The sequence below is a fragment of the Shewanella sp. 433 genome (genome assembly GCF_059338565.1).
In genome coordinates this window covers 2,147,462-2,160,646 of sequence record NZ_CM181703.1, presented here as the reverse complement: position 1 = coordinate 2,160,646, position 13,185 = coordinate 2,147,462, and the positions used below count along the sequence as shown (strand labels likewise).

6 protein-coding genes are annotated in these 13,185 nt (G+C 45.4%); all 6 read right to left on the bottom strand.

Annotated elements, in window-relative coordinates; all coding sequences use genetic code 11:
• Positions 1 to 92 precede the first annotated feature (92 nt).
• Positions 93 to 1,118, bottom strand: a complete 1,026-nt coding sequence (gene pyrD, locus AC5YB1_RS09475; protein WP_494518968.1) for a quinone-dependent dihydroorotate dehydrogenase — start codon at positions 1,116 to 1,118, stop codon at positions 93 to 95.
• A 60-nt stretch (positions 1,119 to 1,178) separates the two neighbouring features.
• Positions 1,179 to 6,023, bottom strand: a complete 4,845-nt coding sequence (locus AC5YB1_RS09470) for an NAD-glutamate dehydrogenase (RefSeq protein ID WP_494518967.1) — start codon at positions 6,021 to 6,023, stop codon at positions 1,179 to 1,181.
• Positions 6,024 to 6,290: 267 nt separating this feature from the next.
• Positions 6,291 to 8,597, bottom strand: a complete 2,307-nt coding sequence (locus AC5YB1_RS09465; RefSeq protein ID WP_494518966.1) for an efflux RND transporter permease subunit — start codon at positions 8,595 to 8,597, stop codon at positions 6,291 to 6,293.
• Positions 8,598 to 8,609: 12 nt separating this feature from the next.
• A complete protein-coding gene (locus AC5YB1_RS09460; protein WP_494518965.1) occupies positions 8,610 to 9,620 on the bottom strand; it encodes a WD40/YVTN/BNR-like repeat-containing protein in 1,011 nt (336 codons plus the stop codon).
• Between the two features lie 52 nt (positions 9,621 to 9,672).
• Positions 9,673 to 11,037, bottom strand: coding sequence for a DUF1329 domain-containing protein (locus AC5YB1_RS09455; protein ID WP_494518964.1), 1,365 nt, complete (start codon positions 11,035 to 11,037; stop codon positions 9,673 to 9,675).
• An 18-nt stretch (positions 11,038 to 11,055) separates the two neighbouring features.
• Positions 11,056 to 13,104 (bottom strand): DUF1302 domain-containing protein, encoded by a 2,049-nt coding sequence (locus AC5YB1_RS09450; RefSeq protein WP_494518963.1) that lies wholly within the window; start codon positions 13,102 to 13,104, stop codon positions 11,056 to 11,058.
• Positions 13,105 to 13,185 lie beyond the last annotated feature (81 nt).

Genomic DNA, 13,185 nt, shown 5'->3' with positions numbered 1-13,185 from the left:
TATTATAATTATGATATAGATAACAGTATGTTATGTAGATCAGGCGCGATCGCTGCACCGATCGCGCCTGATCTTAGATCGACACAAGATCGTTATTTATGCTGAATTCGATACGCGTCAACAATTTCTTTAATTAATTCTGGACCACGATAAATAAATCCAGAATAAATTTGTACCATGGTGGCACCCGCATCGAGTTTATCTAGCGCATCTGCAGCACAGTTAATACCACCAACCCCTAAAATGGGGATCTGTCCTTTAAGACAGGTAGCAAGCTGTTTAATAACCTTTGTTGATAGTGAATTCAATGGCTTACCACTTAAGCCACCAGCTTCATTTGAGTTAACTAAACCACTAACACCATCGCGAGTTAACGTGGTATTGGTCGCTATCGCGCCATCGAATTCATTACGAATTAACGAATCCGCTATTTTCTCGATCTCCTCTAATGACAGATCGGGTGCGATTTTAAGTGCGATCGGTACGTATTTACCATGCTGCTGAGCAAGATCATTCTGCTTAGCTTTGAGCGATCCCAATAGATCATCAAGTAAATCACCATATTGCAATGAACGTAAGCCGGGGGTGTTGGGTGATGAGATATTTACCGCAATATAGGCTGCGTACTGGTACACCTTTTCCATACAGATAAGGTAATCATCTTTACCCTGCTCTACTGGCGTATCTTTATTTTTACCAATATTGACCCCAACCATAGCGCCCGATTTTACCGCTTTTAAATTGGCGACCAAGTTGTCGACGCCTTTATTATTAAAGCCCATACGATTGATGATAGCTTTAGCAGGTTTTAATCTAAAAAGACGAGGCAGTTCATTTCCTGGTTGCGGTCTTGGAGTCACGGTACCGACTTCAATATGACCAAAACCCATTGCATGAAAAGCATCGATGCATTCACCATCTTTATCCATTCCTGCGGCTAAACCAACAGGATTAGGAAAGCTTAGCCCCATAAACTCAACAGGCGTAGGCTCAATCTGCTGTGCATAGAAGCAATTAAGCGGTGAATTAGCCGTGGATTTCAGACTGTGAATCGCCAGATTATGTGCTTTCTCTGGATCCATCTGAAACATGACTTTTTGTGCAATTTTGTAAAACATGCATTCTCCTAGACCGAAAAAAGCCCCGGCTATTGCCAGGGCTTATTATTATTATAAATTTTACGATTGACCATCACAATGGAGGATCAGCAAATTCAGCTCACGTAATGCGACCGAAAACTTAGCAAACTCATGAGTTTGCGATGTCTTAAAGTCTGCAAGCATATGGAACCATCTCTCCAATAAGCCCTGATTGGATTCGATCCATTGCTCAATAATGGTGTCAGAATGACAACTATCGGTACAGGTGCGCAGTACAACCGAACTCAGTGCACGTTGTTGCCAATCAAGCTCTTCTCTAAATGCGGCTCTAGCTAATGCTTGCCAATGGTTAGCCACAGGCTGAGCACTGATCTGTTCTAAGAACCAATGCAACTCCACTTTAGCGCCTAACTTAAAGTATGTTTCGGCCACTAATGCGACTGGCTTATCTTCAAGTTGCGCAATTTGTGAAATATCAAGAGCAGAGAACAAAGTACTCATATTCACAACATTGGTAGCGACTTTCTCTGGCACACCTTCTTTAACCAAGGCTGTAATCTCAGTACCAATCTCGTTGACTTCATCTTCGACCATATACTGATGAACATTTTCACGCAGTGCTTCAAAGACGGGTCTATAGAAAGCAACGGTTTGTTCAATGCTTTGATTACGGCTGCGATGACGCAAGAACCAACGACACGCTCGGCGTAAATTACGGCGTAGTTGATGTAGCATTTCACCTTGAACGGCCGCTGGAACCATACCATTAAGTGCCGTAATAGATTTAGTTAATTCAGCTAAACCAAATACTTCACGCGCCATAGTGTAACAAATCGCAGCTTCGGCTACTGAGGCACCAGTCTCATCTTGCATACGTTGTACAAAATTAAGTCCCATATCGTTAACCAATTCATTGGCTAATGACGTCGCAATAATTTCAGCACGTAATGGATGGTTTACCATACGATCGCTGTAATTTTGTTGCAGCTGTTTAGGGAAGTACTCCACCAGCAACTGACTCAAGAAGCTATCTTCGGTGATTTCAGGGGTCAATAACTGCTCTTTGAGCACCATTTTGGCGTAAGCCACTAATACCGATAGCTCTGGACGCGTCATGGCTTTGCCATTAGCAAGACGTTCGGCCAACTCATCATCTGAAGGTAAGAACTCTAATGCTCTATCGAGCTTATTTTCTTTCTCAAGATAATGAATGAAACGAATTTGCTCTTTCAGTTGCTCGACGCCACGTACCTGTGTCACTGAGATAGTACGTGTTTGATCTTTACAATCTTGCAATACGATACGGCTGACTTCGTCAGTCATCTCGACTAATAAACGATTACGCTGCTTCAATGTCATCTCACCTTCTGCCACTAACGCATTAAGCAAGATTTTGATATTCACTTCGTTATCTGAGCAATCAACCCCACCCACGTTATCAACGAAGTCGGTATTAATGCGGCCACCCGTGGCAGCGTATTCAATACGGCCTAATTGGGTACAACCTAAGTTGCCACCTTCGCCGACAATACGCGCCTTCACTTCGCTGCCATTCACGCGCAGTGCGTCGTTGGCTCTGTCGCCGACTTCAGCATGTGTTTCGCTAGACGCTTTAATATAAGTACCAATACCACCGTTCCAAATCAGGTCAACGCGCATCTTGAGCAGTTCTTTTAGCAGCTCGTTAGGAGTCATCGATGCTTTTTTGGTGTCCAACATCGCCTTGATCTCTGGGGTCAAGGTGATTGACTTAGCACTGCGCAGGAAGATGCCACCGCCTTTTGAAATCAACTCTGGGTTGTAATCTTCCCAGCTCGAACGCGGCAAGCTAAACAAACGGGTACGTTCTTTGTAGCTAGAGGCTGCATCTGGTGTTGGGTCGATAAAGATATGCATATGGTTAAATGCCGCGACTAAGCATGTATGCTCAGACAACAGCATGCCGTTACCAAAGACATCACCGGCCATGTCACCTATACCTAAACAGGTAAAATCGGTGGTTTGGCAATCGATACCAATCTCACGGAAGTGACGTTTAACCGACTCCCATGCACCGCGCGCGGTGATCCCCATCTTCTTATGGTCGTAACCATTACTGCCACCGGATGCAAATGCATCGCCTAACCAGAAGTTATACTCCTGTGAAATAGCGTTAGCGATATCAGAGAACGTCGCGGTGCCTTTATCAGCCGCCACCACTAAATATGGATCATCTTCATCATGGCGCACCACATTGATTGGCGGCACGACTTCACCTTCGATGATATTGTCAGAGATATCCAACAAACCACGGATAAACAAGCGATAACACTCTTGCCCCTCGGCAAACAAGGCATCACGACCACCTTCGGTTGGCAGTTGCTTACATACAAAACCACCTTTAGCCCCAACCGGCACAATCACGGTGTTCTTAACTTGTTGTGCTTTGACCAAACCCAGTACTTCGGTGCGAAAATCTTCGCGGCGATCGGACCAACGCAAACCGCCACGAGCCACTTTACCACCACGTAGATGAACCCCTTCCACGCGCGGCGAATACACAAAAATTTCAAACTTAGGCAACGGACGTGGCATTTCAGGAATAAGCTCTGGAGAGAACTTAAACGAAACGTATGGCTTATTGCTGCCATCGGCCAAGGTTTGATAGAAGTTAGTCCGCATTGTCGCATTAATTAAGTCGAGGTAACGACGAATAATACGGTCATCATCAAGGCTAGACACATCATCTAGGCGCAGATTGATCTGTTCGACAAACTTGGCCAATGTGCGTGTTTTCAGTTTAGGGTTAAACTTACGAATGAACATTTTAACCAACAAATCAGCGATTTGTGGATAACCACTAAAGGTTTGCTCAATGTAGGCTTGGCTAAATGTAGCATCGATTTGACGCATATATTTAGCATAAGCGCGCAGAATTGAGACTTCGCGACCCGATAGGCCCGTTGCCAACACTAAACGGTTAAAGCCGTCATCTTCTAATTCTTTATTCCACACTTGCGATAACGCAGTCTGGAACCGGTCTTGACTGTCAGCTAAATTATCGACTGCAGCCCCTTGAACTGTCATCAAGAAGTCCAAAATCCAGAAAGTGGCCCCATCGGCTGTTTTAACTTCATATGGACGTTCGTTAATTACTCGAAGTCCGAAGTTTTCAAGCATAGGCAGTACATCTGACAGATGGATAGGCTCATCTTTATGGAACAGCTTAAGCCTAACTTTATTGTCGTTTAATGCGGTTTCTTGCGGCTGATAAAACAGCATGCCTAATTTATGCTCATCATCAAGCGCTTCTAGGTGCTCAATATCGACCACGGCAGAACTCGGTAAAGCATCTTCTTTATAACTGCGTGGGAATGCATCGATATAACGCTTAAGCAAACGATTGCCCGACTCTTCACCTTGTGCCGAGATTAACGCGCTACTGAGTTTATCTTCCCAAGAACGCGCCGCTTCAATCAGATTATTTTCAATAGCAGCCACATCTACATCCGTATTATTATTATCGACTTTAACAATGTAATGAGTACGTGCCAGCGTTGACTCGGAGAAATAAGTCGTGAATTCAACGTCTTCATTAGTATTGAAATGTTGCGCCAAAATACGCTGAGTATCTTCGCGTAATTTAGTGTTGTAGCGGTCTTTGGAAACATAGACCAAACAAGATAAGAAACGGCCATAGCCATCTTTACGCACAAACAGTTTAAGCCTGTCACGATCTTGCATCTCAAGTACGCCACGCGCCATGCTGGCTAGTTCTGATTCACGCGCTTGAATAATCTCATCACGTGGCAGCGTCTCAAGGATATGCATTAAGGCTTTGTAATCGTGCGAACCGGCTGTTAAGCCTGAGGCATCAAGCACCCGTTGGATTTTTTCTGCTAATAAAGGGATCTCACGTGGGCTACGATTATACAAGTTAGAGGCGTACAGACCGATAAAGCGATCTTCACCAATCACATTACCTTTTTTGTCGAAGCGTTTAATACCGATATAATCGATATAGGCTGGACGATGTACACGGCTCTTTTCACTGCTTTTGGTTAAAATAAGCAAGCTCTTATCGAGGGCTTCTTTACGAGCAGTATCAGACAGACTCGACAGCAACAAGCCCTTATTATGCTTAGGCTTACCGGGTACATTCATTAGTCCTAAACTGGTGTCATTATCAGGCACCAACTCTAAATCACCTTCGACTTTATTGAGGCTATAACGGCGATAACCAAGCAAGGTGAAATGGTGGTTGTTTAAATAGGTTAAAAAGTTAATTGCTTCATCGAGATCGCGTTTTTCTCCAGGGAAAGGACGCGTAGCTAACTCTTTAATGGTACTGGTTAACTTGTTTGACATCTTCTGCCAGTCATTAACCGATGCCGACACATCGACCAGCACAGAAGCAATCTCTTTCTCTAAATTCTTGATATCTTCATCACTGCTAAGGCGATCAATTTCGATAAGAAATACAGCGACTTTTTCTGATTTTTGGTTTTTATCATCGCCATAGGTAACATTAATAATCGCCTCTTTATCTCGCTGCACCGTGAGCGGCGTATGCAGCATCATATGGGTAGTAATGCCCATACGATTAAGGGCCATGCCGACCGAATCGACTAAGAACGGCATATCTGGGTGGATCACCTCAATAATTGAGTGAGATGATTTCCAGCCATGCTTAGATTGGCTTGGATTAAATACGCGGATATGGGTTTCACCTACGGGGGTTTTATTGGCGACATTCCAAAGACTGAGCACCGCACCGTAAAGATCGCTGTCATTACGCGCATGTAAATCATCTTTTGACATATGCGCATAAATGCAGGTGGCGAACTGTTCGACCTGCTTAGCTTGTGAATTAGGGACTTTTGAGTGAATGAGGTTAACTACATTTTCAAGTAATACTGAAGGCATTGCATCTTTCAAGGCCATGTTACTGTTTCCTTTAGGGTCTATGGCAGCGCTTTTCTTAATTATCTGGATGCTAGAGCATATGACGGGCCAAATAATGTGACCTAGGTCATAGCGCGAAGTCTATTACTAAATGTGCCATATTTCGAGGATTATTTCAGTGGTAGATCCTGCTTAACTCCGCAGTGGAGCAGGTTTAAGGTCAATAGATGAAAAAACAATCGGAAACTTAGCGTAACTATTCAAAAAACAGGCAAAAAAAAGGAGAGCATCTGCTCTCCTAATGTATTACTGCTTTGGGTTTCGCCAGAATACCGCTCCTATCGCCGGTAAAATAATTATGGCGCCTAACATATTTACCAAAAACATAAATGTCAGCAAGATCCCCATGTCCATTTGGAATTTTAACGCCGAAAAGAACCAAGTGCTCACCCCAATCGCCAGCGTTAAGCCAGTAAACATCACGGCACTACCACGTTCGATTAACGCTTGATGATATGCTTTTTGCACTGGCATCCCATCACGAAGCTTAACAGCCATGGTCGATAAGATATAAATGCCATAATCGACACCGATGCCCACCCCCAATGCAATCACGGGTAGCGTACTGACCGCGAGGCCAATATCAAGCTGAGTCATTAAGGCTTGCGCTAAGGTCGATACCACATACAAAGGTAAAATCACCGCAACCGTTGCCCTTAACGAGCGGAAACTGATCAAACACAGCACAAATACGGCGCCGTAAACATACAGCATCATAGGTAGCTGTGCCTCGGCAACTGCTTCATTGGTGGCAGCCATCACGCCAACAGGGCCAGATGCCAATTTGAAGCTGATTTTATCGTTATCCATTTGCGCCGATAACGCTTTGACCTTGTCGATCACCACTTCTATGGTTTCGGCTTTATGGTCGGTTAAAAACAGGTAAACCGGCATTACCGAGCAATTACCATTCAGCAGCCCCGATGTGGTGGGGATTTGCCCTACCGCTTGCACCAGACTCGCAGTGGTGCGCGGTAATACCTGCCATTTGGGATTTCCCTCGTTAAAGCCGGCGTTAACCCGCTTAGCAATCGACGCCAAACTTGCTGTCGACTCAACCCCTGGAGTATTGGCCGCTAACCATTCAAACTGATCGATTTGTATCAATACATCATGATAAGTACAAGCTTCAGGGAACGCCTCGACAATGACCGTCATCACATCTGTAGTGACCGAGAATTTGTCGGTAATATAAAAAGTGTCTTGATTATAACGACTATCAAAATGCAGCGCTGGTGCGCCGCCTTGTAAATCGCCAATTTTCATCTTATTAGCTTGTTGCCAGCCAACACCAAACAGCATCACAGTTAACACGAGTACCACTGCAGCATACTTAGGCGTGGCAAAATAGGATAAACGTAACCAGAGTTTATCTATGCCGGCATGAGACTTAACCGCTAACGGATTTACCTTGGTATAAGAGATCAATAGCGGCAGCAAAATGAGGTTGGTTAAAATGATGACCGCTACACCCAGTGATGCCGATATCGCCAGTTCGCGAATAATACCAATGTCGATGGCTAGCAGAGTCATAAAGCCCACAGTATCAGACAACAGCGCTATGCCACCGGGCACCAGCAAGCTTCTAAAGGCCAGCGCAGCGGCGGCTTTGGTCGATTCCCCCTCACCCACTCGACGGCGCACGGCGTTGATCATCTGCACGCTATGGCTAACCCCGATAGCGAACACCAAAAACGGGATCAGTATCGACATGGGATCCAGACCAAAGCCCATGACAGTTAATAAACCTAATTGCCACACCACCGCCACCAAGCTGCACGCTAATGGCAGTAGGGTCAATTTGACTGATTTTGAAAACAGGTAAACCATGATTGCCGTCACTAAAATGGCAATTAAAAAGAACAGCACAACCCCTTTAGCGCCTTCGGCGACATCACCGGCCATTTTGGCAAAGCCGATGATATGGATTTTAATCTGTTCATTTTCATACTGCCCGCGCAGCTCTTTTTCTAACTGAGTGGCAAAGGCTAAGGTGTCTAACGGCTCGCCCGTTTGAGGGTCAAAGTCCATTAACTGAGCAGTGACCATCGCCGCTGAATAATCTTCCGCAATAAGGCGACCAACGATACCGGCTTTTTCAATGTTGCTACGTACCACTTCCAGTCCTGCTGGCGTGGTAGAAAAAGTCGCCGGGATCACCGGCCCGCCGGCAAAACCATCCTCCACCACTTCGGTAAAACGCGTCGAAGGAGAGAACAACGACTTCACTTGGGCCCTATCAACCCCAGGGATAAAAAACAATTGATCATGTACTTGCTTTAGCGAATCAAAAAAATTGGCATTAAAAATATTCCCGCTGGTGTCCTCGACCGCCACCATGATGCTGTTGGCGCCACCAAATTGCTTTTGATGCTTTAAATAGGTTTGCATGTAGCTGTGATTAAGCGGAATATTTTTAATAAACGCCGCATCCATGCGTAAATGACTGGCTTGAAAGCCCAAAAAGAGTGTCACCACTACAAAGGCAAAAATGACCAATCCCCGTTGCCTAAAAAGGAACGACTCTAATCCATTAACTACTTTATCTAACATATCAGGGCCTTATTATTCTTGTTTTAATTCGAAGAAACCTTTTGTACCCGCAACCCATTGTTTACCATTAGTATCCCGACTAATAGTGACCAGGTTTTCACCTTGGCGTTGCGCGACCATTGCAACAGCGCCATCATGATAAACATCGATAATTACGCCCGCATTACCCACGAGCCTTATTTTGTTATCATCGATGATAAGTCCACCGTTTAAGGTCGACTGGATCGGCAGTGCTATCTCTTGCCAACTATTTGCCCCATCCTCGCTCTTAAACAGATGACCACGCAGCCCCATAACGTAGACACCTTTGCTTGTCACCAAAGCATTAAATAAGGAGCCGTCATAAGGAAAATCGAGCCGCTGCCAACTGATGCCTTTATCTTCTGAGACCGCAGCTAACCCTAACTCACCCACCATTAATAAACGCGAATCATCTAGCGGCACCACGCGATTAAAATGGGGCAACAAGGTACTACGTTCACTGAGGTATAAGGCTTCATCTTCGGCTTTTAAGTCTTCAAGGTAGGCAATATCTTCTTCAAATAACAGCTCACCATGAAACTCCGGCTCCCACGTATTACCGCCATCTTTACTGCGATAAAACATGCCATAAGCCCCAATGGCGATACCGTTTAACTCATCGAAAAACAGCACATCCATGAGGGGTTTTTCAATTTCAGGCGAACTCATCTGCACCTGCCAACTAAGTCCGCTATCTTGGGTGTGTAATACCGTGGCATCGTGACCCACAGCCCAGCCAAGCTTGTCATCAAGCAGAAAGACTTTCGTTAGATGCGCTTGAGTCGGTGATGGGCGTTGCTGCCAGTTGTCATCAAATACAAACAGATGCCCGCGCTCGCCAACCGCCACGGCAGTGTCAGCCTTGAGGGTCGAGTCTAATACTAAAGAGTGCACGGCTAATGGCTGAATGGATGAGCTCATATCTGTATCGGCGCTCACTGTGTTTATGTTCGAGGTGAGCAACACAGTTAGCAAGACCAATCGAAGCATGCTAAACGACATACAAACTTCCTTTTATAATGAAGAGGCCTTGCGGCCCCTCCCAAAGTGGTGATTAACGAATACCCGCACGTCGTAATGCTGCTGGGGTGAAGTTAGCCTCACTCAACTGCGCATCAAAATTGTACATGCGACCTTCGTTATCTAATCCCATAGCCAGATAACGACGCGATTGCAGATCGTGAATAACTTCTAAGGTGGTCCACAAGGTAGGCACTTCATAATAGTTAATCGCATGAGCTACGCCGACGCGATACAACTCATCGCGGTTATCGTACATATCGGTTAACGAAACCTGCCAAGAGTCTTCATCGATGTAGAACATGCGTGTTTTATAGATATGGCGCATCCCCTCTTTAAGCTGCGCTTTTACTACCCATACACGGTGTTTTTCCCAGCGTACGTGCTCAGGGTTGATATGACCGGCCTGCAAGATTTGATCATATTTGAGCTTATCTGAATGCAACTTATAGTCATTGTAAGGAATATAGATCTCTTTCTTACCCATTAACTCCCAGTTATAACGCACAGGCGAGCCGTTAAACATGTCAAAGTCATCGGTGGTGCGCAGCCCGTCTGATACTGTGCCAGGCGTATCAAATGCCACGTTTGGCGCTTTACGCACTCGACGCTGCCCCGTGTTGTAGGTCCATGCCTGACGCGGTAAGGCTTCTTGATCCATTGTTTCTTTAACCAATAACGCGGTACCGGCTAAACGGGCAGGCTGAGTCACGACCTGCTTGAAATAAAACAGTGTGTTAGAGTCCTTTAATTGATCTAAGGTCATTTCTGGACGTGAATATTCAAAGCGCAGCTCTTCAGCCGTTTCAACCAAGGTATAACTGCCACTGGCTGTCGGTGCCGCTTGACTGCGCGAGGTTTCAAGGTCAACACCACGAAAACGCAATACATGGTTCCAGATAGCTTCTAACCCATTTTGCGGAATTGGAAATGGGATCCCAATGGCGGCACCTGAAATACCATTACCATCAGCAATTAACTCGGCGCGAGTCGCGTTGGCCTTGGTGGCATCGTAGACAAATTGTGGTACCGAAGCCGTCCTGCGAGTCTGATACACATTCATCTTGTATGTGTCTGGATACAGCTCAAACAGTTTTAACTGCCCCTCTGTGAGATTTGCCTTGTACTTATCTTTGTTAGCATTAGTGATGGTAAATTCAATTTTATCAGCAGCAAAAGGATCGGGATGATGCATCCCTTTTTCATAACCTGCGACCACTTTCGTGATACCGCCATCCCATGCAGGAATAGTCCCATCTGCGTTAGCCGCTTTTTCGCCGCCAAGTGGCGTTAATGATGTGCCTAATTTGGCCGCGTCGGCCTCTGATACTTTGGCAAATGCAACAGGAGCGCTCAATGCAACGATCACAGCTGTCGACAATATAGCTAGTTTATTCATCGTTATCGTCCTTGTGAATTAGATTGAATACTTGATGTTAAATGACACGTAATCACGATCAGACATCTGATTAGTCGTCCCTACACCACCAAAGAAAGAGTTATAGGAGAAATCGGCTCCCCAACGGCTTTGATAATCGAAGTTCACCCCGATAGCGACCGCTTTCTTACCTTCGGTAAATAGGAACATAGGATCTGGAGTTATCCCTTTAACATCATGAGAGAAGATAATGCGCGGTGCCATATTCACACCGGCAAACAAGTTGTTGTAATCCGCCTTGGCTACAATTCGATAGCCCCATGAAAAGTCAGTAGGGAACGGATTGGTTTCTGGGCCGTTATGCAGGGCTTCGATAATGCCTGGCATATCTGGGTTGCCCCCAGAACGAGCCGTGCCAGGGCCATTTAAACGCAGCTCATCAAAGCCAGGCATATCGTGGATCCACACACCACCGACTTCGGCTAACATGGTTAAGTTACTGGTGCCTAAAGTAGGACCAAATAAATGCGTAAAGGTGACCTGTGCTTGAGTAGTATCACGCAGAATATACCCTTTGGCTGACTCGCCAGAGCCTATACCTTCAATTTGCGATATGCCGTCTAAATCAGGGCGCAATCCGGCATTGGCGAGTTGCTGAGGCATGGCGGCAAATAACAGTTCAACGTCATCAATTTGCAGCGGCTCATCTTGACGATGGGCTATTTCACCAGCAACAGATGTATCACCAACCAAAGTATTAAAACTAAAACCGTAAAGCTGAATATCTTCAGGATATTCAATTTGGGCTTTAGAAAACGTTTCTAGCCCTAATAAGGTGTTACGATCGACCGTGCCTCCGGCAGCAGCAACTGCGCCCAGCTTAGCTAAATCTCGCCCAATGGCCTCGGCAGTAAAATTAGCTGCGGTGCCACTGATCAAAGGACGGCGGCTATGATAGTTCATGTAATACAAACCAAATTCGGTTTCGCCAAGTTCTGGCGCATAGTAACCAAACTTAACACCGTACTGTCCTGAATCACTGGCACTGGCTTGATCTTTCACTAAGGTCGCTTTGGTTGGATAGGCTAAAGCCAATTTCCCTAAAGTCTCAGCATCATATTGCCCCGAGGCCATCATCTGTAACAAGTTATTGTATTCTGAGACAATAAAATCGAGATTCATGTCTGGGTTAGCATTAAAACCAAGCTGGGCGTTTTGAGCATAACCACCATAACCGGCAAAATCATTGGTGGAAAAAAACGACCCAGGTGTCGGCACCCAAACAGGCTCCCAGTCATATTGATAGAAAGCTTCTACAGACAGAGAGTCGGTGACCCCCAAAGATGCCCACACCATGCCTTGCGGCCTAAATGCTTCTTTTAATTCAGCCCCTGGAGCATTAAGAATATTCAGATCCACCGGGTTTATCACCCCAATCCCGTGGGCAATAAGGGTACTTTCGCCCCACGATACCACCTGGTTACCCACTCTAACCGTTAGCGGGTTTGCACCATCATTAAAATCAAAGTTACCGTAAATAAACGCATCAAGCAGACGCACATCTTTACATTGCACCTTAGAGGCTTCGGAGTCGGCACAAGGGTCGTACTCTTTACCTGTTAATGGGTCGGTGTAACCATAACTGCCGTCATTTGCCTTTTGATCGTAGAAATACATACCACGAGCAAACAGACCATAGTTTTTATATTGTAACGACAGCTCATGTAAGCCTTTGAACACCATTGAAGTGACGTCGCCTTGAGAATACAGCATGTTACTCAAGTCGCCGTTACTAGAATATGAACCGGGTTGAGCCCAGATCTCTGCAGAGGAATATTTGGTATTGTTAAAAGCGGAATAATTGGACCAATCGAAACGTGGATGATTCACTTTGCCAATGTGATCATCCCAGTTGCGCTCTTCAACTCGCCAACTTGCGCCAGCACTCCAAGTTGAATCAAACGAACCTTGTACTTCGCCCCAATCAAAGGACACCGCTTGAACGACAGGTGCAGTGGCAATGCTCAACGCTGCGATAATCCCCAAAGCAAGCGTTGACTTATTAAAGCCATTTTTAAGATTTTTCATTTTAGCTCTTCTCCGTAACCTGTTGGATTCTTTGTTATAGGAATGGTGGCCAACATCTTGTTAGCGTACAGGTAACACTAT

Bases quoted from the DNA above. Each gene is read 5' to 3' on its own strand.
- AC5YB1_RS09470 (WP_494518967.1), bottom strand. From the start codon at position 6,023: ATGGCCTTGAAAGATGCAATGCCTTCAGTATTACTTGAAAATGTAGTT.
- AC5YB1_RS09450 (WP_494518963.1), bottom strand. From the start codon at position 13,104: ATGAAAAATCTTAAAAATGGCTTTAATAAGTCAACGCTTGCTTTGGGG.
- AC5YB1_RS09460 (WP_494518965.1), bottom strand. From the start codon at position 9,620: ATGTCGTTTAGCATGCTTCGATTGGTCTTGCTAACTGTGTTGCTCACC.
- AC5YB1_RS09465 (WP_494518966.1), bottom strand. From the start codon at position 8,597: ATGTTAGATAAAGTAGTTAATGGATTAGAGTCGTTCCTTTTTAGGCAA.
- pyrD (WP_494518968.1), bottom strand. From the start codon at position 1,118: ATGTTTTACAAAATTGCACAAAAAGTCATGTTTCAGATGGATCCAGAG.
- AC5YB1_RS09455 (WP_494518964.1), bottom strand. From the start codon at position 11,037: ATGAATAAACTAGCTATATTGTCGACAGCTGTGATCGTTGCATTGAGC.